This window comes from Dongia deserti (assembly GCF_003574735.1).
Lineage (GTDB): Bacteria > Pseudomonadota > Alphaproteobacteria > Dongiales > Dongiaceae > Dongia_A > Dongia_A deserti.
Genome location: NZ_QORW01000009.1, coordinates 174,534 through 198,661, shown reverse-complemented (window position 1 = coordinate 198,661; position 24,128 = coordinate 174,534). Strand labels below are relative to the sequence as shown.

The 24,128-nt window shown below is 64.8% G+C and carries 23 protein-coding genes; 11 read left to right on the top strand and 12 right to left on the bottom strand.

The window, feature by feature from the left end; translation table 11 throughout:
• Positions 1–55 precede the first annotated feature (55 nt).
• Positions 56–907 (bottom strand): class I SAM-dependent methyltransferase, encoded by an 852-nt coding sequence (locus DTX69_RS15995; protein ID WP_119302549.1) that lies wholly within the window; start codon positions 905–907, stop codon positions 56–58.
• A gap of 343 nt (positions 908–1,250) precedes the next feature.
• Complete coding sequence (locus DTX69_RS15990) at positions 1,251–2,081, bottom strand: MBL fold metallo-hydrolase (RefSeq protein ID WP_284735813.1); 831 nt, start codon at positions 2,079–2,081, stop codon at positions 1,251–1,253.
• Between the two features lie 161 nt (positions 2,082–2,242).
• Between DTX69_RS15990 and DTX69_RS15985 the strand changes: the two genes are divergently transcribed.
• Together DTX69_RS15985 and DTX69_RS15980 are read left to right on the top strand one after the other, a co-directional pair.
• Positions 2,243–3,445, top strand: a complete 1,203-nt coding sequence (locus DTX69_RS15985) for an MFS transporter (RefSeq protein WP_119302547.1) — start codon at positions 2,243–2,245, stop codon at positions 3,443–3,445.
• A 49-nt stretch (positions 3,446–3,494) separates the two neighbouring features.
• Entirely contained in the window at positions 3,495–4,259 is a 765-nt protein-coding gene (locus DTX69_RS15980; protein WP_119302546.1) for a sulfite exporter TauE/SafE family protein, read from the top strand.
• Positions 4,260–4,267: 8 nt separating this feature from the next.
• Here DTX69_RS15980 and DTX69_RS30205 read toward each other — a convergent pair whose 3' ends face one another.
• Together DTX69_RS30205 and DTX69_RS15970 are read right to left on the bottom strand one after the other, a co-directional pair.
• A complete protein-coding gene (locus tag DTX69_RS30205) occupies positions 4,268–4,864 on the bottom strand; it encodes a hypothetical protein (RefSeq protein WP_162917259.1) in 597 nt (198 codons plus the stop codon).
• 75 nt (positions 4,865–4,939) lie between these two features.
• On the bottom strand, positions 4,940–5,515 hold the full coding sequence (locus tag DTX69_RS15970; RefSeq protein ID WP_119302544.1) for an NADPH-dependent FMN reductase: 576 nt from the start codon (positions 5,513–5,515) through the stop codon (positions 4,940–4,942).
• Positions 5,516–5,635: 120 nt separating this feature from the next.
• Here DTX69_RS15970 and DTX69_RS15965 point away from each other — a divergent pair, with 120 nt between their 5' ends.
• Positions 5,636–6,031, top strand: a complete 396-nt coding sequence (locus tag DTX69_RS15965) for a winged helix-turn-helix transcriptional regulator (protein WP_119302543.1) — start codon at positions 5,636–5,638, stop codon at positions 6,029–6,031.
• Positions 6,032–6,056: 25 nt separating this feature from the next.
• Positions 6,057–6,662 (top strand): gamma carbonic anhydrase family protein, encoded by a 606-nt coding sequence (locus tag DTX69_RS15960; RefSeq protein WP_119302542.1) that lies wholly within the window; start codon positions 6,057–6,059, stop codon positions 6,660–6,662.
• A gap of 14 nt (positions 6,663–6,676) precedes the next feature.
• On the opposite strand, the gene DTX69_RS15955 is transcribed toward DTX69_RS15960, so the two are convergent.
• Positions 6,677–7,372 carry a response regulator transcription factor gene (locus tag DTX69_RS15955; RefSeq protein WP_119302541.1) on the bottom strand — a complete coding sequence of 232 codons (696 nt, stop codon included), beginning with the start codon at positions 7,370–7,372 and terminating at the stop codon, positions 6,677–6,679.
• Between the two features lie 145 nt (positions 7,373–7,517).
• Between DTX69_RS15955 and ribA the strand changes: the two genes are divergently transcribed.
• The 4 genes from ribA (at position 7,518) to DTX69_RS15935 (ending at position 11,456) form a co-directional block, all read left to right on the top strand.
• Positions 7,518–8,675 (top strand): GTP cyclohydrolase II, encoded by a 1,158-nt coding sequence (gene ribA, locus DTX69_RS15950; protein ID WP_119302540.1) that lies wholly within the window; start codon positions 7,518–7,520, stop codon positions 8,673–8,675.
• 198 nt (positions 8,676–8,873) lie between these two features.
• Positions 8,874–9,716, top strand: a complete 843-nt coding sequence (locus DTX69_RS15945; protein ID WP_162917258.1) for a hypothetical protein — start codon at positions 8,874–8,876, stop codon at positions 9,714–9,716.
• Positions 9,717–9,839: 123 nt separating this feature from the next.
• Complete coding sequence (locus DTX69_RS15940) at positions 9,840–10,907, top strand: hypothetical protein (protein WP_162917257.1); 1,068 nt, start codon at positions 9,840–9,842, stop codon at positions 10,905–10,907.
• 33 nt (positions 10,908–10,940) lie between these two features.
• On the top strand, positions 10,941–11,456 hold the full coding sequence (locus tag DTX69_RS15935; RefSeq protein WP_119302537.1) for a L,D-transpeptidase family protein: 516 nt from the start codon (positions 10,941–10,943) through the stop codon (positions 11,454–11,456).
• A gap of 129 nt (positions 11,457–11,585) precedes the next feature.
• Here the strand turns inward: DTX69_RS15935 and DTX69_RS15930 are convergent, their stop codons facing one another.
• The 7 genes from DTX69_RS15930 to DTX69_RS15900 form a co-directional block, all read right to left on the bottom strand.
• Entirely contained in the window at positions 11,586–12,269 is a 684-nt protein-coding gene (locus DTX69_RS15930; RefSeq protein ID WP_119302644.1) for a YggS family pyridoxal phosphate-dependent enzyme, read from the bottom strand.
• 22 nt (positions 12,270–12,291) lie between these two features.
• Complete coding sequence (locus DTX69_RS15925; RefSeq protein ID WP_119302536.1) at positions 12,292–13,524, bottom strand: porin; 1,233 nt, start codon at positions 13,522–13,524, stop codon at positions 12,292–12,294.
• A gap of 213 nt (positions 13,525–13,737) precedes the next feature.
• Positions 13,738–14,946 (bottom strand): porin, encoded by a 1,209-nt coding sequence (locus tag DTX69_RS15920; RefSeq protein ID WP_119302535.1) that lies wholly within the window; start codon positions 14,944–14,946, stop codon positions 13,738–13,740.
• A gap of 451 nt (positions 14,947–15,397) precedes the next feature.
• The gene (locus DTX69_RS15915; RefSeq protein ID WP_162917256.1) at positions 15,398–16,423 is read right to left on the bottom strand and encodes a porin; all 1,026 of its coding nucleotides are present in this window, start codon (positions 16,421–16,423) and stop codon (positions 15,398–15,400) included.
• 102 nt (positions 16,424–16,525) lie between these two features.
• Entirely contained in the window at positions 16,526–17,545 is a 1,020-nt protein-coding gene (locus DTX69_RS15910; RefSeq protein ID WP_284735824.1) for a 2OG-Fe(II) oxygenase family protein, read from the bottom strand.
• Between the two features lie 201 nt (positions 17,546–17,746).
• The gene (locus DTX69_RS15905) at positions 17,747–18,937 is read right to left on the bottom strand and encodes a porin (protein ID WP_162917254.1); all 1,191 of its coding nucleotides are present in this window, start codon (positions 18,935–18,937) and stop codon (positions 17,747–17,749) included.
• A gap of 329 nt (positions 18,938–19,266) precedes the next feature.
• Positions 19,267–20,100 carry a sulfotransferase domain-containing protein gene (locus DTX69_RS15900; protein ID WP_162917253.1) on the bottom strand — a complete coding sequence of 278 codons (834 nt, stop codon included), beginning with the start codon at positions 20,098–20,100 and terminating at the stop codon, positions 19,267–19,269.
• 240 nt (positions 20,101–20,340) lie between these two features.
• Between DTX69_RS15900 and DTX69_RS15895 the strand changes: the two genes are divergently transcribed.
• From DTX69_RS15895 to lptE, 3 genes are all read left to right on the top strand, one after another.
• A complete protein-coding gene (locus DTX69_RS15895; RefSeq protein ID WP_119302530.1) occupies positions 20,341–20,898 on the top strand; it encodes a DUF3576 domain-containing protein in 558 nt (185 codons plus the stop codon).
• A gap of 78 nt (positions 20,899–20,976) precedes the next feature.
• The gene (gene leuS / locus DTX69_RS15890) at positions 20,977–23,556 is read left to right on the top strand and encodes a leucine--tRNA ligase (protein ID WP_119302529.1); all 2,580 of its coding nucleotides are present in this window, start codon (positions 20,977–20,979) and stop codon (positions 23,554–23,556) included.
• Positions 23,543–24,124, top strand: coding sequence for an LPS assembly lipoprotein LptE (gene lptE / locus DTX69_RS15885; protein WP_119302528.1), 582 nt, complete (start codon positions 23,543–23,545; stop codon positions 24,122–24,124). The genes leuS and lptE overlap by 14 nt, the downstream gene beginning before the upstream one ends.
• Positions 24,125–24,128: the final 4 nt, after the last annotated feature.

Below are 24,128 nucleotides of genomic sequence, written 5' to 3'. Positions count from 1 at the left end.
CTGTTCCACCACGCCAGTCACGGGCGAGTGTACGCGTGTCCGCGATGTTTTTTGGTTATCGTTTCGCGAGCCACAGGCTGGTGGCCGGGCCTGCGGCATCGACATGGGCGCCGAGCGGTCCCTCGCGCAGGCGCTTATCGAAGCGCGCTCGGGCAAAGCGGCTGGCGAACAGGATGTCCCAGCGGCCGCCGGCCAGCAGGGCCGCCACTGCCGCCTGCTCGTTATAACCGCGCCAAGCCCAGCTCTCCGGATAGGCTTCGGGCAGGAAGATGTCGTGGATGTGCACCAGCGCGCCTTCCGGCAGGCGCGGCAGCAGCTCGGCCAGGATCAGCTCCACGTCGGTGCCCGGCATCAGGATGTGGCTGGAATCCACGAACAGCAGATCGCCCGGATGCAGCGCGGCAAGGAGGTCCCCGCCTGAGTTCTCCAGCGCCTCTTGCAGCGTCGCGCGGTGCCATTCCACCTTCAGCGCAGCCAAGTTCGCGCGCGGCTTGGGATCGATCGCGATCAAGCGCGTTGCAAGTCCGCCATCCGCGATCGCGCGCGCGGCGAAGCGTGTGGAATGACCGCTGCCGATCTCGACCACGTGGGCAGGACGATGCTGGCGGATCTGCGCATAGAGCATCGCGGCATCGAGGCCGCAGAACCAGTCCTGGTCCCACCGCGGTTCGGGCGCTTTCGCGTCACGTGCAATGCGCGTCAGGTCCTCCGCCACCGCTTCGAGCGCATCAAGCGCTGAGGCCATCTCCGGCAGCGCTTCCTCGAACATCGCCTCAATCGCGGGATAGCGCTTTGGCGGTGTCACCGACCGCGCATAGCGGTACGGAATGAAAAATCCCAGCCGATCGAGCGACAGCACCGTGTCGAGCCCGAAGCGCAAGCGCCGGAACCACTCGCGGGGAGTCATGATGATGCCCCCTGTTCCCGCATAGCAATTCCCTTCCCCCCTTGCGGGGGAAGGATGCGAAGGCTTAGCGAGGCGCAGCCGACCCCCGGGTCGAAAGAGCCCGGGGGCGAAGCTGGGTGAGGGGGCCGCGCCGACAGGCGCGCATCGCGCGAGCGCTGTGGCTCAGATGTTATCGCGTGCATGGCGCTCTTGCGAGCGCGCGCAGCTATCGGTGCGCTACCCCCCATCCAGCTCCGCCGAAGCTCACTGTCGTTCGCTAAGGCTGCGCATCCTTCCCCCGCAAGGGAGGAAGGGGAACTCTTGGAGGGGGAAGAGCGCGCGCAATCTGCCATCGCACTGTGCGCTAGATGCCGAGTTCCAGCCCCTCGCGCGCGGCGATGGTGCCGGGGCGGAGCTTGTTGGCTTCGGCCACCACCTTGTCCATGAAATCGTCGTCATGGCTGGGGTCGTGGTGGAACAGCACCAGCTGCTTCACCTGCGCCGCGTCCGCGAGGCGCACGCCCTCCTGCCAGGTGGAATGGCCCCAGCCGACATATTTCGAGAACTCTTCGTCGGTGTAGGTCGAGTCGTAGATGAAGAGGTCCGTGCCGCGCACCAGGTCGAGAATGAGCGGATCGAGCGTGCCCGGCTTGTGCTCGCAATCGGTGACGTAGCAGAACGACCGGCCGCCGAACTCGACGCGATAGCCGGTGGCGCCGTTGGGATGGTTGAGCGGCGTGGTACGCACGTGGATGCCGGGCTGCGGATCGAATTCGTCGCCGGCCGCGAAGTCGTGATAGTCCGGCCGGGAGGCGAAGACGTCGAGCGGCACCGGGAACAACGGCTCCACCATCATGCCGGAGAGCGCGTCCTTGAGAGTCGTGCGCGGCTTCAGGTGCCCCGCCCACAGATGGAGGTTGCAGGCCGGCTGATAGAGCGGCGCGAAGAACGGCAAGCCGACGATGTGGTCGAGATGCGTATGGGTGAAGAAGATGTCGGCTTCGATCGGCCCATTTGTGAGCAGCTTCTTGCCCAGGGGCCGCATGCCGGTGCCGCCATCCATGATGAGCAGATGCGGCCCGCATCGTACCTCAAGGCACGACGTATTGCCGCCATATCTGACATATTCCTGTCCGGGGCAGGAAAGCGATCCGCGTACGCCCCAGAAGCACACCGTAAAGGCTGCCGTCGTCACCTTGCTTACTACTCCCGGCGTCCCCGGTGTCGGCGGCCGCACCCTCGGCCGAGATGATGTCCGTCCGAGCGCAGACCGACTCTTGGTGGCCGGTTCCAAGCTAGGCGTTTCGTCAGGGATGATGGCATTGTTTCGCCGCCGAGGAAAAGGGGAAAGTCGGGATGGTCACAGGCACCGTAGGGGCAAGTGAATCCCATCACAGAACCTGGTGGCCGGGCGTTGCGCTGGGGGTGGGGGTCAGCTGCGCCGGCGCCTTCCAGCAGTTCAAGCTGCCGCCGGTCCTGCCCGATTTGCTGCGCGCCCACCCTCATGACCCGGCCGTCGCCGCCGGCTTCATGTCGATTTATGCCCTTGTGGCGGTTGTGGTTTCCCAGCCCTTGGGCCGCTGGCTGCAGGATACGGGGCGGCCAGGTCATGGACGTTTGGGGCGCGGCCTTGCGCTCGCCGGCCTGGTGATGGCCCTGGGCGGTGCGCTGGCGCTGATCTGGCCGGATTCCTCCGTCCTGTTTCTGGCCGGACGCGGATTGGAAGGGCTGGGTTTCGCGCTCTGCGCCATTGCCGGCCCGGCGATCGCCGCACAGGCGGCCGCACCGCGCGACCTGCCGCTGGTCACCGGGCTGCTCGCCGGCTGGATCCCCATTGGCCAGATCATCGCCGCGTTGGTCGCTGCGCCCTTTCCCGATTGGCGGGTCCTGTGGTGGCTCGGCATCGTCCTGGCGCTCGGGCTTGCTCTGCTGGGCCGGCGCAGCGCCGGCGCGCTGACCCGCAAGACAACGGCGGAAGAAGCGCTCACCGCGCGGCAGAAGAAGCTGCTCTGGCTCGGCGGCTCGATCTTCCTGCTGTGGTCGGGCCAGTATTTCGCCTTCATGACGTGGCTCACCTCCTATCTCGAGATCCGCTACGGCCTCTCGCTGCGTGAGTCGGTCGGCGCCTATCTGCTGCCCGTCGTGGTGTTGCTTGGCTTCAACATCCTGACCGGCTGGGCGCTGGGCCGAGGACTGCCGCTGCTGCGCGCGCTCACTCTCGGCCTGCTCTCGCAGGCAATCGTGTGGATGGCAGCGCCCTTCGCGGAGGGCTGGATCGGGCTTGCGCTCCTGCTCTTCTACGGCATCGGCGCGGGCATCGTGCCGACCTGCCTCTTCCAGGTGCCGCATCGCATCGTCGGCGGCGCCGCGCGCGCCGGCGCCTTCGGCATCGTGATGGCGGCGCGCAACGTCGGCGTCTTCCTGGGCCCCCTTCTACTGGGTGTTCTCATCAAAGGACCGGAGGACTGGCCGCTATCCTTCACCATCATGACCGCCGTGACACTCGGCGCGACCGCGCTCGCGATCGCACTGCGCTGGCTGTTGCTGAGACAAAGCTGATGGCAGGCACGCGGTGCAATCCCCTCCCCCGACACGGGGGCGCACGCGCATGATGAGTGAGCTTTTCACGCGCCAGTCCGTCGGCGCACTCTTCTTCCTGATCGTCGCATCCTTCATCGCCTCGCTGGCGCGGGGCTTCTCGGGGTTCGGCGGTGCTCTCATCTTTATGCCACTCGCCAGTGCCGCGGTCGGGCCGCAGGCCGCGGCGCCGATCCTGCTGGTGATCGATGGCGTCGCGCAGCTCGCACTACTCAAGAGTGCCTGGCGGGAGGCCGATCGCCAGGAAGTGGCGATCATGGCGGCCGGTGCGCTGATCGGCATTCCGCTCGGCGCGGCGATCCTGCGTTCCGTCGATCCGATCCTGCTGCGCTGGGCGATCGCCGCGTTGATCATCGCCATGCTGGCGCTACTGATCTCCGGCTGGCGCTATCACGGCCGGCCGACACCCGCGACGACCGGCAGCGTCGGCTTCGCCGCCGGCATCCTGAGCGGCGCCGTGCAGACCGCCGGCCCGCCGATTGTCGCCTATTGGCTCGGCGGCAGCGGCGCGGCCTTGACCGTGCGCGCCAACATCATCCTGTTCTTCTTCTGCACCTCCGTCGTCGCGGCGATCAGCTATGTCGCGACCGGCCTGCTGGGCGTGCATGTGCTGCTGCTCGCCCTGATCACCGCGCCCTTCTATGCGCTCGGCATGTATCTCGGCACGCGCATGTTCGGCCTGGCGAGTGAGCGCCTCTTCCGCCGCATCTGCCTGGCGCTGATCGCGGGCGCTGCGCTTGTTTCACTGCCGACTTTCGATTCAATATTGCGCTGAGTTCGCAATCAGTTCGAAACGCCATGTTCACTATGGATGCATAGTCTTCTGTGGAGAAGCCGCACATTCGACTTTTCTGCCGCCAACTTGCTTAGCATGCGAGAGGCTTCAATTTCACCACTGAGCAAATCGATGACTTGCTTGCGCTCGGGAGGCGTAAGTTGGTCTGACCCGAGCGTCATCATGAAATCAAACTGCTGACCATGGCGTATCAGTCGCTTCGGCACTGGGCCATCGTAGTTTCCTACAATGATTCCGTATCGGAGGTAGGGATGCAGCGACCTATGGGTTGCCGCTTTGGCCGAGTAGGTGAGAGCATCATGAGTTGTCACGGATGAGAATTTGAACTCAACGACTACACGGGGCGCCCATTCTGGACTCTCTCCTGCGACAACGCGCTCGGAAATCAGCAGATCTGTATGATATCCGTGATTGGCCGGCGGAGTTGGATCGTCGAGATTGGGGCTCTCGAGGCTCCCTCGATAGGTGACCACGTTACTCGCGTAACTGAGGCGACGTTGCGTCTCAATTGCCAAGCGTTGATCCCGGATGGCTTTTTCAAGCTCACTCCGGATTGTCTCGACCCATTCCCGTTCGCTCGCCATGGCTCCCTCCGCTAACGAGGCTTCTACTATAGCAGAGGGAGCGCAATTCAATGCAACTTAAGATGGTGGGATAGCTTACGCCGCCTTCTCCTTGCCCGCCGGGGCAAGTTGTGCCACCCACGGGACGAATGTGTCGACGAAGCCCTGCAGGATCTGCTTGGCCTGCGGGTCCGTCACGTTGTGCTCGGCATCGAACACGCCGTCCTTGTAGGTGAAATAGATTTCGGGACGCCCCAGCACGGCGATGCCTTGGGTCAACGCAACGGAACGCAGGTGATCCTGCGCGAGGGCCGTCCCGATCTGGCCGCCGGAGGTGCCGACGATGGCGCCCGGCTTGCCGAGCCAATTGCTCTTGCCATAGGGCCGCGCCACCCAGTCGATGACGTTCTTGAGCGCCGCGGGAATCGAGCGGCTGTGCTCCGGCGTCACGAACAGGACTGCATCGGCCGCGGCGATCTCGTTCTTCACGCGCGTCGCGGCGGCGGGGAAGTTCGCCTCGAGATCCTGGTTGTAGAGCGGTAAGTCGGCGATATCGAGCAGCTGGAGATCGAGCCTCCCGGCGGCCAGCTTCGCGATCGCCAGCGCCAGCTTCTTGTTGATCGACTCCTTGCGCAGGCTGCCGTTGATGACCGCGACCTTGGGAAGTGCCATGATTTCCGCTCCTATTTCACAGTAACCAAATGTGACTGGTATTCTTTTGTTCCTGGGGCTACATATGTGACCAAGCGTGCCGTGCACAAGAAGGCACATCCCTGAAACGAGGGCACACCGATGAAACCGGACAAGCGTTACCTGTCGGAGAATTGCCAGGCGGTGAGTGAAGTCCTGCAGCGCGTCGGCGATAAATGGACCGTCCTGGTGGTCAAGATCCTGGGCCGCGGGCCGATGCGCTTCAACGAGCTGAGGCGCACCATCGACGGCATCTCCCAGCGCATGCTGACCTTGACGCTGCGGGCGCTGGAGCGCGACGGCCTGGTGACGCGCACGATCTATCCCAGCGTTCCGCCGCGCGTCGAGTACGAGCTGACTGCGCTCGGCCGCTCGCTGCTGCAGCCGGTCTCGGCACTCGCCGCCTGGGCGATCGATCACCGCACCTCGATCGACGGCGCACGCAAGAAGTTCGACGCACGCGAAACCGCGAAAGCGCCCAAGCCACGGGCGGCATAGCGGCCGCCTTCATAAGGAGGACGCCATGATCCTCTCTCATGCCGGCAAGGCGCCGCGCATCGATCCGGCCGCCTGGGTCGCGCCGGACGCAACCATCTGCGGCGATGTCGAGATCGCGGCGGGCAGCCGCGTGCTGCATGGCGCGCGCATCATCGGCGAGGCGGGCGGCACGATCCGCATCGGCCGCAACGTCATCGTGATGGAGAACGCCGTGGTGCGCGCCGGGCCGCGCCACCCGTGCCAGATCGGCGATCATTGCCTGATCGGCCCGCACGCCCACGTCACCGGCTGCACGATCGAGGAGCAGGTGTTTATCGCAACCGGCGCCTCGATCTTCCACGGCGCCCACGTGGGCAAGGGATCGGTCATTCGAGTCGACGGCATCGTGCACCTGAAGACGCGGCTGGAGCCGGGCGCGGTCGTGCCGATCAAATGGATCGCGCTCGGCAATCCGGTGCAGATGTTCCCGCCGGAGAAGCACGATAAAGTGTCCGCCGTGCTGCGAGAGCTGAACTTCTCGATGACGGTCTACGGCATCGATCCGGCGACCCCGAACCGGATGATGGAAGTGACCAAGCGCCTATCCGCCGCGCTCGGCACGCACGTGAGTGATCTGACTTCTGATAACTGATTACTGACTTCTGATCACGGCACCAGCCGATAACCACCCTGATCCGTCACCAGGATCGCCGCCTTCGACGGATCCTTCTCGATCTTCTGGCGCAGGCGGTAGACGTGGGTCTCCAGCGTGTGCGTGGTGACGCCGGCGTTGTAGCCCCACACCTCGCCCAGCAGCGTATCGCGGCTCACCGACTTCTGCCCAGCGCGGTAGAGATATTTCAGGATGGCGGCCTCTTTCTCGGTCAAGCGGATCTTCTTCTTGGCCGCCTCCTCCACCAGCATCTTCACCGCCGGCTTGAACACATAGGGGCCGATATGCAGCACGGCGTCTTCGCTGTGCTCGTGCTGGCGCAGATGCGCACGCACCCGCGCCACCAGCTCGCCCAGTCGGAACGGCTTGGTGACGTAGTCGTTGGCGCCGGAATCCAGGCCGCGGATGGTATCCGCCTCGCCTTCCACTGCGGTCAGCATGATGATGGGGGCGGCGATCTGGGCTCGGCGCATCTCCAGGCACAGGTCGCGGCCGTCGCCGTCGGGCAGGCCGACGTCCAGCAGGATCACGTCGAACCGTCCCGCCTTCGCCTTCTGCAGCCCTTCGGTCGCGGTTGCGGCCTCTTCGGCCTCGAACTCGCCATCCATGGTCAGCTGCTCGGCCAAGGTCCGCCGCAGATTATCGTCGTCGTCAACCAACAGGATTTTCTTTGCCGCAGCAGCGGGCATGGGTCTCCCCTCAGCTCTCCCGGTTCCGTCCGGCCCACATAACACCTTGGAACAGCGGGAAACAAGCCTACTTCCCCCGTTCTGGGGCCGTCCGCCGCAGCCCCCGGGCCTTGACCCGTCATCGCTGCGGGAGCCATATCCAGGCATGAACAGCGATTTCCAGGCCCGCAGCGCCACCTATCGCGCCACCGTCGAGCGGTGTCTGGCGGAGCTGCGCCGTGGCGGGGCCATCGGTCTGACCGGGCGGGGCTTTGCCGGCATTGCGCTGGCCGCCGAGATGGTCGAGGAGGCGAGCTTCGCCAATCTGCAGTCGGCCAGCCCGGACGGTGCGCCCCTCGATTCCAACGGCGGCCCGCGTCTCATCCTGACCGCCTCGCGCGCCGCCGATCTCGGACTGATGCCGCCGGGCGGCGCCGGCCGTGCGCTCGCCATCTGCAAGCTGCCCGCCGCGATCGGCGCCGAAGCCGTCCGCCAGCTCGCCGACCCGACGACCGAGACGCCCGACACGCCCGCGCTGGGTGTCACCCTGGCTGATGACCTGCCGCTGAAGCTGGCGGAGGCCGCGATCGACCTGGCCAAGGCCGCGCGCCTGCTGCCCGCCGCCATCATGATCGCGCTGGCGCCGGACGCCCTCACCAATTGGGTCGATGAAACCTTCGTGCTGGATTGCACCGGCCTCGCCGCGCACCAGCGCGCGCTCGCTGGGTCGCTGAAGCGCGTCGGCTCCGCGCGCGTGCCGCTGCATGGCGCGGAGAATACCGAGATCATCGCCTTCCGCCCCGCCGACGGCGGCAAGGAGCATCTGGCGATCGTGATCGGCAACCCCGATCCGGCGCAGCCCGTGCTCATCCGCCTGCACTCGGAATGCTTCACCGGCGATCTGCTCGGTTCCTTGCGCTGCGATTGCGGCGACCAGCTGCGCGGCGCGATCGAGACCATCGCCCGGAATAAACCAGGGGCCGGATCGGGCATCGTGCTCTATCTCGCACAGGAAGGCCGCGGCATCGGTCTCATCAACAAGCTGCGCGCTTACAACCTGCAGGACGAAGGCGCCGACACGCTCGAAGCGAACCTGCAATTGGGCTTTGGCGCCGATGAGCGCGTCTATCAGCCCGCCGCGGAAATGCTGCGCCAGCTCGGCTTCACTGCCGTGCGCCTGCTCACCAACAATCCCGAAAAGATGAGCGGCCTCGAACAATGCGGCATCCGCGTCGTCGAGCGCGTGCCCCACATCTTCCCCTCCAACGAACACAACACGCAGTACCTGGTCACCAAGGCACGCCGCTTCGGGCACATGTTCTGATTCAGTGACCAGAGGTCAGAGATCAGAAACAGATCACGACTGTCGGATCGCCACGGCGTAGATTGATATCCGCCTGGTCTTGCCATCGACCGCCCCCACATGCGGTGGCTTCATTCCAGTGCGCTAATCCTAGAGAAATTATCCGATTCTTAACCAACGGCGTGATCTCTTGGTTGTGCAATCGCTGAGGGGCACGCCATGAGATCACCCACTTTCGGTGCTCGCCGCACGCGCGCCAGCTTGGCGGCGACCCTTGCCGCGCTCCTCGCCCTCTCCGCTATCCCCGCCTCTGCCGACGATCCGACCGCCGAGAAGATCCAGGCCGATGCCTATCTGATGGCGCGCCTGCGCGCCGGGCAGTCGTGGGATTCGCCCAAGTTCTCCATCACCGAGATGCGCCCCGGCACGGTCGATCAGGGCCATTTCGCGAAATACATCCAGGAGGTCAACGCGGAGCCGTCCGTCAACACCTCGACGCTTGAGATGCTCGCGGCGCTGGGTCCGCAGATCGTGACCGAAGAGGGCGACATCCTGATGCTGCAGACCGCGTCTGCCAGCTGGGGCGACCCCGGCATCATGCCGCGCTCGCATCTTGGCGCCGACGGCGTGTGGGAATTTCCCCGCCGGCCCGACAAGGACGAGCTCGACATGCTGGACGGGCAGCGCTGGCGCATCGTCGAGAATGTCGAATCGCAGATCCTGTTTCTCGGCCCCGATCAGGAATTCGGCTGGGACGATTTCGCCGACCTGGTCAATCCGCTGCAGCATATCCCCCTCATCAGCATCGCCTATCGCGCCATCACCGGGGACAAGATCTATGGCGCGGCCAGCCTGATCGATGTCGGCTTCGGCCCGTTGGCCGGCGCCGGAACCATCTTCCAGTTGGCCTACCAATCGACCACGGGCACATCGCTCGAGGATCAGGCCGTGGCCGCCGTCTTCGGCCCGCGCGCGACCGACGATCTCGCCGGCCTCTACACCACCACCGCCAGCCGGCAAGTCGCCGACCGCCAGCCCGTCCGCCGCGGCAGTAATCAGTAATCAGGCATCAGGAATCAGAAGAGCGCATCTGATCCCTGATTCCTGATGCCTGATCCCTTCGCAATCGTTGGCATAGCCCATGCAGACGAGCTGACAGGGCAAAGTCCCGTCAGGAAAGACGCCATGGCGCAAATGCCGATTCACTTCATGTCCGGTCGCGCGGATCCCTATTCCGCCGCAGGTCCGGCCCAGGCTTCCACCCCGCCCCAGGCGGCGGTGCCGCGCGCCTCGTATCGCTATGATACGAATGGAATTTCGGGCGGCTTGCTGCGCCCAGGTGCGATCGACCAGGAGCTGTTCAAGGCCCATCTGGCCGCCGCCCAGACGGAGGCCGCGGTGGCGCCGCAGGCACCGGCCAGGGCTCCGTCCTTTGCCGGCATTCCGACCCTCAGCCCGGCACAACTTGCCGCCCTCGGGGTCGATGTGGGGGCCGTCGAGGAGCCGGCCCGAAGCGAGCCCGTCCTCGACATCCCCGCGCCGAGAGCGGCCACGCCCGGGAACGGTATTAGCCCTGAGCTGGCACGTGCGTTTCCCTTCCTGGCTGCCGGGGCGAAGAACGGCACCGGCACTCCGGCCACGCCGCTCCACGACACGACGCTGGTCGAAGCGGCGCCAACCGCACCTGAGTCAACGGCCGACGCGACGGGCACGCCCGAGACACCGCCTGCTCCGCCGTCTGCGGCGCCCGCAGCGCAGGCGAGCAGCGCACCCGGGCCCATCCCGGGATCGCGCCGCGGTGCCGACGGCGTGTGGGAGCTGCCGCGCCTGCCCGACAAGGATGAGCGCGAGATGCTGCGCGGCCAGAAGTGGCGCGTGGTGGAGAGCGAGCAGGCGAGCAAGCTGTTCCTCGGCCCTGATGGCGAGTTCGGCTGGGACGATTTCCTCGACATCATCAACCCGCTGCAGCACATCCCGCTCGTCAACGTCGCCTATCGCGCCATCACCGGCGATGAGATCTATGGCGCCGCGCGCATGGTCGACGTGGCCTTCGGGCCATTGGCGGCCGTTTCGACCGTGGTGGACCTTGCCTTCCGCGATGTGACTGGCGAAAGCATGGCGAGCAACGCCGTCGCCGCCTTGTTCGGTCCGGACGAGGAACCCGCGGCCGAGATCGGCAGCATCAACACCGCCTCCGCCAATGACGTGCACCGCACGGAAACCAGATTGTTCCGCCGCGGTTCGAACAAATAGCGGCTGCGCTTTCTCTTCTGCTAAGCTCGCGTCATGGACCTGATCGTCGAAGCGAAGCTGGGCGAGACGCGCGGGCTTGCGCGGCTTGGCGATCGTACCTTTCCGTGTGCGCTGGGCCGCTCCGGCCTCATTGCCAACAAGCGCGAGGGCGATGGCGGCACGCCAATAGGGCGCTTCCCTTTTCGTCGCCTTCTCTATCGCGCCGATCGCGTGCCGCATATCGAGACGCGGCTGCCCGCGCGCCATATCGAGCCTGCGGACGGCTGGTGCGATGATCCCGCCTCACCGGACTACAACCGGATGGTCCACCTGCCCCATCCCGCGCGCCACGAAGAACTCTGGCGCGACGATCATCTCTACGACCTGATCGTGGTGATCGGCCACAATGACGATCCGATCGTCCCCGGCGCCGGCAGCGCCGTGTTCGTGCATGTCGCGCGCGATGATTGGGGCCCGACCGCGGGATGCATCGCGTTCCGCAGAGAGGATCTGCTCGCGATCCTGGCGCAGGTCAGAGTCGGTGACGCCGTTCGCATTCAAGCAACGTGACAACACTCTTCCGTCACCCCGGCCAAGCGAAGCGCGAGCCGGGGTCCATTCCGCAGGCGCACGTGCGGTGGATTGATGGATCCCGGCTCAAGGCCGGGATAATGAGTGAGTGGTAGAGGCCGCGCGCCTCTACGCCTTCGTCTCCCGCGCCCCGAAGATCGCCGTGCCGACGCGCACGTGCGTGGCGCCCATCTGGATCGCGAGCTCGTAGTCGCCGCTCATGCCCATGCTGAGCTGCGTCAGGCCGTGGCGCTTGGCGATCTCTCCAAGCAGCGCGAAGTGCGGCGCGGGATGCTCGTCCGCCGGCGGGATGCACATGAGGCCGACGATCGGCAGCTTGTATTCCTCGCGGCAGCGGCGGATGAAATCGTCGGCATCGCGCGGATGGATGCCGGCCTTCTGTTCCTCCTCGCCGGAGTTCACCTGGATGAAGAGATCGATGTGCCTGCCGCTTTTCGCCAGCTCCGCCGCGATGCCTTGCGCCAGCTTGTCGCGATCCACCGTCTGGATCGCATCGCACGTCTCGATCGCCTGGCGGATCTTGTTGGTCTGCAACGGGCCGATCAGGTGCAGCTTCAGATCGGGATAGCGCGCGCGCAGCGCCGGGAACTTCGCCGCCGCTTCCTGCACGCGGTTCTCACCGAACAGGCGATGGCCGGCGGCCAAGGCAGCCTCCATCGCCTCCGCCGAATGGGTCTTGCCGACGGCGACCAGATGCACGTCATCGGGCGATCGGTTCCAGGCCTTCGCCTGCGCCGCGATGCGCGCCTGCACGTCCGCGAGGTTGGCGGCGATATGCGAGTGGGAGGTCATGCCGAACGATATCAGATGCGCGTCAGAAGGTGAGAGCGGTTCCGATGCCGAATTCCAGGCCATCGTAATCGTCGTCGGTCTCGAGCACCGTGTCGGGATCCCAGTCCCGCCAAGTATAGCCAATCTCGCCATCCAGGTTGATGCCGGGCCCGAGCGCGTAGTTGACGGTCGCCACCGCGCGCTGCTGTACCTGCTCCTGTTTGAAGTCGAAGCCCACAACGTGCAGTCGATAGGTGTCCTGGCGATAGGCGTATTGCGCGCCGAAGGTCCACGCACGGTAGGCATAGGCGATGCCGCCGCCGGCGACCCAGGCGTTGAGATCCTCGCTGAAGTCGAACCCGATGGAACGGCTGCTGTTGAGGTCGTGGTAGTACTCGAACACACCACCGATCGAGAACCGGTCGATATCGAGCGTGAGTGCGGTCTGGTAGAAGTCCTGGTCCTCGTAATCGGTGGACGCAGTCGAGTCCGTGCCGAATTCCCACGACGCGCCGCCGCCCCAGGTCAGGCCCCAATTCCGTCCCTGGTAGCTGTAGGTGAGATAGACCGAGGCGTCATGGTCGGCATCGGGATCGGCACCACCGAAGGTCTTTGGCGGCATGCCGGTGTGTGGGCCGGCACCGTCGTCGTGCGTCTCGGAATCGGGATTGGGCGTGTAGGACGCCGAGAGCTGGAAGCCGTAGAACACCGGCGAGAAGTAGATCACCTTCTGCGCGTCGCCCTTGTCATCGACGCCGGTGCAGGCGCTGTTGCTGACCACGCCGAAAGGGGAGGAGCCGAGCGCGTTGGCACCCCATTGGTTGGGCGAGAAGGCCGAGAAATTGGCAGTGCCGCCCGGCGGCAGGATGCAGGAATTCTCCAGCGCCTCGTCATCAGAGCCGATGCGGATCTCGCCGAAGCCGCCGGCGAAATAGACCCAGGCCTCGTCGATCTGGTCCTCGTCGGTCTCGCCCTCCAGCTCGACCCGGGCGCCGACTTCGAGCCCGTTATCGAGCACCGTCCGGCCGGTCAGATGGATCTCCGCATCGCTGAAGACGCCGTCCTCGCCCCTGTCGTCGCCGGGCTCCTGATTGTTGTTCTCGGGGTCGCTTCGATCGTCATCCAGCACGACCATGTAGGCGGTGCGGAAGAAGCCACCGACCGAAAGCTGGATCGGGCTTTCTGCCACGGCGGGCGACGCGTTCCCCAGGACGCCCAGACCGCCAGCCAGACCGGCGCCAACCAAGGCGGTCGCGCTGAGCAAACCCTGTTTCATTCCGCAATCCCCCGGACTCGGGCGGGGACTGGCGCCCCCGCCGACACCGAGGCTCGCTGAATTATGCGCCGATGTCAAAGAGATGAAGAACCGCAGCAGAAGGCCGGGAGTAGTCCGGCAGGGCCGCCAAATAAAATCCCTCCCCCAGTGGGTTCTGGGAGAGGGAGAGGGGAGGAGGCAATCGCAATGAGACTTCAGAGACCGAAAGGTCGGCTAGAACGTGAGCGCAGTGCCGATACCGATCTCCAAGGCATCGTAGTCATCGATATTGTCGCCGGCCTCGGGGCTGGTATCGATCCAGCTGTAGCCGACCTCGCCGTCTAGATTGATGCCGGGGCCGAGCGCGTAGTCGGCGGTGAGGACAGCGCGATCCATGGTGAAGTCGACGCCGTCGCCACCATCGTCGTCGGCATCCTGGTGGGAGTATTGAGCACCCAAGGTCCAGGCATCCAGCGTGTAGGCCACGCCGCCGCCCGCAACCCAGGCATCGACATTGTGATCGCCGATCAGGTCGCCATCGGCGTTGATGAACGAACCCTGGTCCAGCAGGTTATTGTAGTACTCGAACACACCGCCGATCGCGAACTGACCGAAAGTGAGATTCAAGGCCGCTTGATAGAACTTCTGCTCGTCGCGGTCAGGCGCACCGTTGCTCTGTTCCACGTGCCCTTCGAAGGATCCGCCGCCGCCGGCGCTCAAGCCCCAGCCGTCGCCTTCATAGGTGTAGGTCGCGTAGGCTGCGAAATTGTGGCGCGATTCCGCGTCTTCATTGATCGGCATGCCGATATGGGGGCCGCCGAACTCCTCATGGGTCTCATCGCCGCCGTTCGGCGTATAGGACAGAGCGAGCTGGAACCCGCCGAAGCTTGGCGTGATGTAGACGAGCTTCTGGGCGTCCTCGTTGTCATCGACTCCGATGCACGCTGCGTTGGAGGTCAGGCCGACGACACCGCCGACCGCCGCATTGCCAGTCGTCGCGAGTCCATCGTTGTTGGCGCCCCACTGGTTCGGCGAGAAGGCCGAGAAGTTGGCCGTGCCGCCCGGCGGCAGAAGGCAGGAACCCGCCAGCGCATCGTCCTGCGATCCGGCGCGCATTTCGCCGAATCCGCCGGAGAAGAACACATAGGCTTCGTCGATCTGGTCGGTGCTTTGCTCGCCCTCCAGCTCGACATGCGCGCCGGCGGTGAGGCCGTTGTCCAGCGTGGTTTCGCCGTCGAAATAGATTTCAGCGTCGCTGAACACACCATCCGTGTTCCGCTCATTGCCGAGTTCACCTTCGCTGTCGTCATCGAAGGTCGCCATGTAGGCGGTGCGGAAGAAGCCGCCGAGGCCGAGCTTGATTCCGTCGGCAGCCATGGCGGGGTTGGCCATCATCCCTGCACCGACCAAGGCGGTGCTTCCCAAAAGGGTAATTCTTTTCATTGGGGGACTCCCTCAAATGGCAAGGCGCTGAATCGGCTGCTGAAACGTCCCCCTAGAACGCGCTTCGAAGCAGGCGGGCGGAGATTGGCGGAACCTTTACCTGGGCCTCAAGCGATAAGTGGTTGTAAAACAAAACCCTTCTTGCGAGCCGGATTAGGAATTTACAACTCTTAGCCGTAACCTGCACGGTTACGATAATTGAAAGATGCTGACAATAGGTGCAGGGAATTTTGGCCGTTTGGCCAAGGATCAGAAGGGGATACGGGACTCACCTGCGCGATTGCGGCGGGCCACGATCAGCCCACGTCACGCCACCGTGGACATCATGCAACGTACGGGGTGACTTTTCGGTACAAGCGCAAATCGGCGCAGTGCTGCGGCTGTCATCCCATCTCAGGAGGCAACGCTCGCGCCGAGCGAGTCGCGCGGTCGGGCGCAGGTGTGGCGCACGCTAGAACGTGAAGTTGGTGCCGATACCGATCTCGAGCGCGCTGCCGTCGTCCGCCTCGATGCCCTCGGTGGTGTCGGCCTCCGGATCGGCCTCGATCCACCGATAGCCGATCTCGCCGTCGATGTTGACGCCCGGGCCGAACGCATAGCTACCGGTCAGCGAAAAGCGATCCTGCTGAAGCTCGTCGGCCGCGGCGTCCCCGTTCTGGTCCATGTGCGCGTATTGCGCACCGAACGTCCAGGCGTCCATCGTGTAGGCGATGCCCGCGCCTGCGACCCAGCGGTCGAGATCGGTCAGGTTCCGGTCGACCAGGTCCTTGTAGTATTCGAACACGGCGCCGGCCGCGAAATCGCCGACAGTGAGATTCAAGCCCGCCTGGTAGAACGTTTGCTCGCTGCGGTCGGGGCCAGCCTCCTGGCTGGCTTCACCCGCGAACGATGAGCCCAAGCCGGCGCTCAAGTCCCAGCCGTCGCCCTCGAACGAATACGTGCTGTAGAGCAGGACATCCTGGCGCGGTTCGTCCTGGGGACCGGTCGGCAACCCAGTCAGCCCGCGCGCAGCATCCACCTCAGTACCGCCGCGGGACATGTACGACAGCGCGAGCTGGAAGCCGGCGAAAGCTGGCGTCATGTAGACGAAGGTCTGCGCGTCGTCTGTGTTGTCAACGCCTGCGCATGCACTGGAGGTCAGCGCGTCCGGATCCCACGGATTGAGGGCGAAGGCCGAGAAGTGGCTGGTGCCGCCAGGGGCAACCACACAGGTATTGGGGAGCGCATCGTCGGCGCCGACGCGGACTTCGCCGAAGCTGCCGGAAACCTGCTCGTATCCGAGATCGCCTTCGCCGCTATCATCGGATGTCGCCATGTAGGCGTTCTCGAAGAAGCCACCAGGGCTCAGCGCCACATCATCGATTGCGGCCGCCGGGCTTGCCATCGCGCCCACACCCAAGAGAGCAGTGCTCACCAGGAGCGTCTTTGTCACGTGCACTCCCGAAGAAACCGAACGGCCGGCATGGACCACCACCATGAACCGTGACCGCATTGTTTCAGAGCTATGGTTTCCGAACCGTTAAGGCACGTCAACTCAGCTTTGTGTGTCAAACGTGTATAGGTCATTATTCATGACCCATCAGGCGCTCTGATTCGCGTCCCGAAGGAAGGTAAGGAGGGCAAAGCGCCGGCCCTCAGTCACCGGCAGCGCCTCGTGCAGCAGCGAGCAGGAGAACAGGATCGCGCCGCCGGCCGGCGGCTTGTAGCGCTGGTCGCCATACTCGGGAAAGATCAGCTCGCCGCCTTCGTACCCGCTGTTGAGGTTGAGGGTCAGCGCGAACTGGCGGTTGGCGGTGGCCGGGGTCTGGTTGTCGCGATGACGGCGGAAATAATCGCCGCGCTCCGCGTCGTAGCAGACGATCAGAGGCCGATCCATGCGGAACCGCCGATAGTGATAAGCCTTGTCGAGTTCGGGCGCCAGGCGTCGGGCAAGCAAAGCCAGCAGCGGTTCGGCCACCCGCTGCTCGGCGATCGTGTGGTCGCGGCGCTTTTTCATCTTTTCATATTCGCGCTGGACGACCTCGCCCTTGATGATCGAGGCCACCGTGCCTTCGCGGTTGTCGCGCGACCAACGTTCGATGAGCGCGTGGCATTCCAGGGGTGAGAGCACATTCGGCACGATCAGGACCGGCGCCACCGCGCTCACCTGGTCGCTGCGCTTGGCAGCCTCGATGCCCTCCGTCCAACGCCGGAGCGCCCATTGCGCCAAGTCGCCGTCGCTTTCCACCGCGATGACCCGCTGGTTGCGGTCGAGCAGGAAGGCCAATGGCCGCACCGCCTGTTGCCCGCTCATCTCGCGCAGGCCGGCGCGGACCTTGCCCACGGAGTCGGCGAGGACACAGAGATCGGAGTCGTCGGCCGCTTCGTTGTCCAGCACGATGCAGTCGAGCTCGGCGGCACCGTAACCCGGCCCAAGCTCTTTCAAGGTCGCCCTGAGCGCCTGGTCGGGGTCGAGGAAGACGGCTAGGCCCCAGCCCCGTGCGCGCTCGAGAAGCGAGCGGACCGCGCCGGTCCGATCGGGCAGCAGAAAGTTCGGAAAGCGGTCGCCGCGCTCCAGCCGCGCGCGCCGGGCGGTCAGGATCGCGTCGGCATCAAGCATCGTCACAAAATCCGATCCTTCGCCGATCATTCAAGCTGCGGACAATAACGCCGCCGCCAGCGCCGGAAAAGGCCACCACGCGCGGTGCCGCTCTGAGATGGTTGCCGGCGCCACGCGCGAATAAGAAAGGGGGAGCGGTTGCCCGCTCCCCCCAAAGTGACTGACACTTGAGACCCGGCGAACCGGATCTCGCGTTTCGGTTTAGAACGTGAAACGCGTGCCGAGGCCGATCTCGAAGGCGTCGTAGTCGTCGAAACCAGCCGCGAGCTCTGGATCAGTATCGACCCAGGTGTAGCCGACCGAGGCATCGAGGTTGATGCCCGGGCCCATGGCGTAGTCGCCCGTCAGGACGATGCGATCCATGGTGGTGTCGAGATCGCCGATGACGGAATCGAACTCAGCGTCCTGGTGCGAATACTGCGCACCCACGGTGAACGCATCCATCGTGTAGGCGATACCGCCGCCTGCAACCCAAGCGTCGCCGTCGACAACGCCGTTGAACGAGAACAGGTCGTTGAAGTACTCGAACACACCACCGATGGCGAAGTTGCCGAAGGTGAGGTTCACGGCAGCCTGGTAGAAGTCCTGCTCCTTACGATTCGGTCCCGGCTGCTGTTCGACATGACCTTCGAACGAAGCGCCCGCACCAGCGTCGATGCCCCAACCGTCTCCCGCAAAGGAGTAGGTCAGGTAGCCCGCGAGGTTATGACGGGACTCGCCGTCCAGGTTGACCGGCATGCCGGTGTGCGGACCACCAACATGGCCGCCATTGTGGAACTCGTCACCGCCGTTCGGCGTGTACGACAACGCCAGCTGGAAGCCGGCGAAGTTCGGCGTGACGTAGAGGACCTTCTGGGCGTCGCCGCGATCGTCAACGCCGGTGCAAGCCGTGTTGGACGTCAAAGCGATCGGAGAAGCAACCAAGCCGGCGTTGTTGGCGCCCCACTGGTTCGGCGAGAAGGCCGAGAAGTTGCCGGTGCCGCCGGGCGGCAGCAAGCAGTTGTTGGCCAGAGCGTCGTCTTCCGAACCGATGTGGATTTCACCGAAACCACCGGAGAAGAACACCCACGCTTCGTCGATCTGGTCGGTGTCCTGCTCGGCTTCGAGCTCGACGCGCGCACCGACTTCGAGGCCGTTGTCGAGCACAGTCGAACCGGTGAAGTAGATTTCACCATCGCTGAAGATGCCGTCGGTGTTGGCTTCATTGCCAAGTTCACCTTCGTCATCGTCGTCGAACACGACCATGTAGGCGGTGCGGAAGTAGCCGCCCAGGCCGAGCTTGATCCCATCGGCCGCGAACGCCGGGCTGGCGACCAAGCCAGCACACGCCACGGCCGTGGTACCCAAGAGAACTTTCTTCATCTCGAGATTCCCTAAGTTTGCGATTGCCACCGGGGGAGATTGAAGTTCCCCCAGGTGCCCCACGGCTCAAACCCTGCGTGTTTATCTGGTGCTACCTAGCAACTACGCAGTCACCGGTGACGGCAGAACCAGCCAAACCATCGGGCTTGAAGCCACGCAAACCATCCTCAATGCGCTATCGAGTGTCAAACCAATTGCGCCCGTGGGGCCACTCAGCTGTGGCAAATTCCCAAGACCTGTGGCGGCAGGGCCACAGGACGAAAGGCCAGCCGCAAGTGCCGGTGAAACCATGGAGAATCAGATCATAGTCCTTATACGAAGGGCGACGTGTAGCCCTTCTGTCGACGACCTTCCTGCCCTCAGGTGAGGGGCCAGTAGCCGAATCGCTGCATCTGTTCCTTGTGCAGGGAGACAACTTTGTCTACCTGTGTTGGCGTCAACACATCGCGCCATTGGCCGGCCCGCCCTTCGCGGAAGAACTTCTGGGCGTGCGGGGATTTCTCCTTGAAGCCCTTCTGGTCCTCCTGGTCGCGCAGCGCCTTGAAGGAGGAGCGCTCGATCGCGCGCTCGAGCCGCTGCCGCGGCGGATTGAGGCCCATGAAGCTGACGAGGCCGCCGAAGGACTTGATCGGGTTCTTCAGCATATCTTCGTAACGCAGCACCGCGAGGCCGGGGCGCTGCTGGCCGGTCCAGGAATCGACGTGCGTAGACCAGCCCTTGTGAACCTCGTAGACCAGCTTGTCGTTGGTGTTCGACCCTGTCGTTTCATCCGACATGATATCGATCGCGCGGTCGAGATCGCAGCCGTAATGGTGGGCGAGCGAGATGCACACATCCAGTGGGTTGCGGACGATGTAGATGGCCCCTGCGGTCAGGTCCGGATAGATGAGTGGGTAGCCCAGGAACAGGATCGACGCATTGTGCGTCTTCACGAAGGTGTCGTCGCGCCGCCAGGCGCAGATCGCGAGCTGGGTGCCGCGGCGCATCCGCGCCACGTCGAGCGGCGTCCATTGGTCCCACGGCTTCTTGGTCTGCGCGTGGTACCAGTTGATGGACGAGTCGCTCGTGGAGAAGTCCGTGATCTTGTTGATGTCGTAGGACTCGCTGGGATTGCGCAGCAGGTTATGCAGGAAAGCCCGCATCCAGGTATTGCCGCTCTTGGGATAGCTCGCGAGCCAGATGATCTTGGACATGCCGTCCGCCGTTCCCGTGATTTTTTGCCGCGCCGGCTTGGCCAAAACGGCCCGCTTACGGCGGTTTAGCGTACTTGACCGGGCTGCGCCATTTCGCGTACCAGAATGCTCGTTCGCCAGCATGCCAAGGGGCCTTGGAGGCGAGGTCGCCGGCGGAGCCAAAAGGGGCGCGCCCGAACGTCCCAGCATCCGAAGGCAGCAGCGCGGCGTTCTTAGGAAATGCACAGAAGGGCCGTCAATATGAATGTTGCCGCAAAAAGTGGCGGATCGCGCCAACTGGGAACGTGGGCGCGCAGAGCCTTTGTGGCCGCAGCATGTCTGGTCCTGGCCGGCTGCAACTTTGATCTGGGCGGCGAAGCGAAGTACCCGGTTCCCCGGCAGAAGCCCGGGTCCAGGGTTCAGTACGAGCAGGAAGCCGGCGTCTTCGGCGAAGGCGGCATTTTCGGCCCGGACCTCCCGCAGGACCAGGGCGGCGGGGGCATCGGCGTCAACAACCTGCTGTGGCGCGCCTCCCTCGACACCGTTTCCTTCATGCCGCTGGTCTCGGCCGACCCGTTCGGCGGGGTCATCATCACCGACTGGTACACCCCGCCTTCTGCACCGGATGAGCGGTTCAAGGTCAACATCTACATCCTGGGCCGGGCGCTTAGGGCCGACGGCATCCGCGCCTCGGTATTCCGCCAGCAGATACGCGGCAGCACCTGGGTCGATGCGCCGGTCGCGCTCAACACCGCGACCGACCTCGAGAACGCGATCCTGACCCGCGCCCGCCAGATGCGCCTCGCCGGATCCCAATAACGGCATTACAGGAGCTTGCAGGCCGGCTGGCAGTTGTTATGGTGCCGGCCGAATCCCTTTGTGCAAGTTTAGAGCCTGATGTCGCGCTACAACTTCCAAGAAACCGAGCCGAAATGGCAGGCCGCCTGGGCTGAGCGCCGCGCCTTTGCAAGCGAGGCCGACCCCAGCCGCCCCAAGTATTATGTGCTGGAGATGTTCCCCTATCCGTCGGGGCGCATCCATATGGGCCATGTGCGCAACTACACGATGGGCGACCTGGTTGCCCGCTATAAGCGCGCGCGCGGTTTCAACGTCCTGCACCCCATGGGCTGGGATGCGTTCGGCCTGCCGGCGGAGAACGCTGCGCGCGACCAGAAAATCCACCCCGCCAGCTGGACCTACGACAACATCGCAACCATGCGCGCCGAGCTGCAGCGCATGGGGCTGTCGCTGGATTGGGAGCGCGAGCTCGCGACCTGCCATCCCGGCTATTACGCCCAGCAGCAGCGCCTGTTCCTGGATTTCCACAAGGCCGGTCTCGCCTATCGCAAGGAGGCCTTCGTCAATTGGGACCCAGTGGACCACACGGTGCTCGCCAACGAGCAGGTGATCGACGGCCGCGGCTGGCGCTCCGGCGCGCCGGTGGAGAAGCGCAAGCTCTCCCAATGGTTCCTGAAGATCACCGCCTACGCCGACGACCTGCTGGCAGCGCTGAAGAAGATGGACCGCTGGCCCGAGAAGGTCCGCCTGATGCAGGAGAACTGGATCGGCAGGTCGACCGGCGCCTATGTCCATTTCCAGATCGACGGCATTGCCGAGAAGCAGACCATCTTCACCACGCGGCCCGACACGCTCTATGGCGCGTCGTTCCTGGCGCTGTCGCCCGACCATCCGCTGTCGGACAAGGTGGCGAAGAGCGATCCCGGTGCGGCCGCCTTCATCGCCGAATGCCGCGCGGCCGGCACGTCCGAGGCGGTGATCGAGGCCCAGGAGAAGCGCGGACATCGCCTGAAGCTGGAGGCAATCCATCCCTTCACGGGCAAGCGGCTGCCGGTCTACATCGCCAACTTCGTGCTGATGGAATACGGCACCGGCGCGATCTTCGGATCGGCCGGTCACGACCAGCGCGACCTGGACTTTGCGCGCAAGTACGGTCTCGAGGTCATTCCGGTGGTGCTGCCGCCGGGCGAGACGCCGGAGACCTTCCAGGTCGACGACGTCGCCTATACCGGCGACGGCACGATCTACAATTCCGATTTCCTGAACGGCCTTTCGATCCCGGACGCCATCCAAAAGGCCTGCGACAAACTGCAGGAGATCGGCGCGGGCGAGGGAACCACCATCTATCGCCTGCGCGATTGGCTGGTGTCGCGCCAGCGTTACTGGGGCTGCCCGATCCCGATGGTTCATTGCGGCGACTGCGGCATTGTGCCGGTGCCGGCCGAGCAATTGCCGGTGCTGCTGCCTGACGACGTGACGTTCGACAAGCCGGGCAATCCGTTGGACCACCATCCGACCTGGAAGCACACGAAGTGCCCGAGCTGTGGCAAGGATGCGCAGCGCGAGACCGACACCTTCGATACCTTCGTCGATTCCAGCTGGTATTTCGCGCGCTTCTGCTCACCGCGCGTGATGGACAAGCCGGTCGACCGCGCCGCGGTCGATTACTGGCTCCCGGTCGACCAGTACATCGGCGGCGTCGAGCACGCGATCCTGCACCTGCTCTATTCGCGCTTCTTCATGCGCGCCATGCACCTGACCGGCCATGCCAAGCTGGACGAGCCGTTCGAGGGCCTGTTCACGCAAGGCATGGTGCTGCACGAATCATACAAGGACGACGCCGGCAAGTGGCTCTATCCCGAAGAGGTGGAGAAGCATCCCGACGGGACAGCCGTGCATGTCAAGACCCGGCAGCCGATCGAGATCGGTCGCAAGGAGGTCATGTCCAAGTCCAAGAAGAATGTCGTGCCGCCGGCGCGCATCATCGAGACCTATGGCGCCGATACCGCGCGCTGGTTCGTGCTCTCGGATTCACCGCCCGAGCGTGACATGGAGTGGACCGAGGCGGGCGTCGAGGGCGCCTGGCGCTTCACCCAGCGCCTGTGGCGCATCGTCACCGGCTGGATCGAGGATCATCCGGCCTTGGCCAAGCCGGCCAATGCGTCGGCGGGCTCGAACGGTGCCGCGGAGCAGCTGCGCCGCGCCACCCACAAGGCGATTGCCGGCGTCACCGACGATATCGAGAAGTTCCGCTTCAACCGGGCGGTCGCGCGCATCTACGAGTACGCGAACGTTCTGGCCGAGGTGAAGGCGCCGGATCTCAGCGATCCCGCCGGCTTGGCGGCGCGGCGCGAGGCGCTGGAAACGCTGGTCCTGCTGATCGGCCCCGCCATGCCGCACTTGGCGGAGGAGTTGTGGCAGCGCCTGGGCCATGGCACGTTGCTGGCCGAGACCGCCTGGCCGCTCGCCGATCCCAAGCTGGTGATCGACGAGACCGTGACGGTCGCGGTGCAGGTGAACGGCAAGCTGCGCGCAACCATCCACCTGCCGCGCGACTGCGACCAGGCGGAAGCGGAGCGGGTGGCCCTGGCCGAGCCGGCGGTGATCAAGGCGCTGGACGGGAAGAAGCCCAAGAAAGTGATCGTGGTGCCGAACCGGATCGTCAATGTGGTCGCGTAGGGGGATTCTGCAGTCGCTGGTTCTGGCCGGTGCGTTCGCGGCGCTGGCGGGCTGCGGCTTTCGCCCGATGTATGGCAGCGCCAACACCAATGAGGCCGGCGTCACCGTCCATCAGCAGGTGGCGCGCGTCGAGATCTCGCCGATCAGCAACCGCGAAGGGCAGCAGCTGCACAACGCGCTGCGGGACCGTTTCAATCCGCTGGGCCAGCCCGACTTGTCCACCTATTCGCTGGACGTCAGCCTCAGCATCCGGACGTATGGCGCGCTCTCCAGGCGCGACCTCAGCGCCTCGCGGCGCAATGTCGAGATGAACGCCTTCTATTCGCTGCGCGACAGGTCCGGCAATGTCGTGATGACGGAGCGCGCGGCGATCACCACCGGCTATGACGAATTCGACGATCCGCTGAACGACCTCACGGCATATCAGGACACGCTACGGCGTGGCACCTTGCAGCTGGCGGATCAGATCCACACCCGCGTTGCCGTGTTCCTGACTGCCGGAACGCCGGCGCCGGTGATCCCCGGCCCGCCCGGCGAAGAGCCCGTCGGCGCCTGGGCCAACCCTTAAGCCG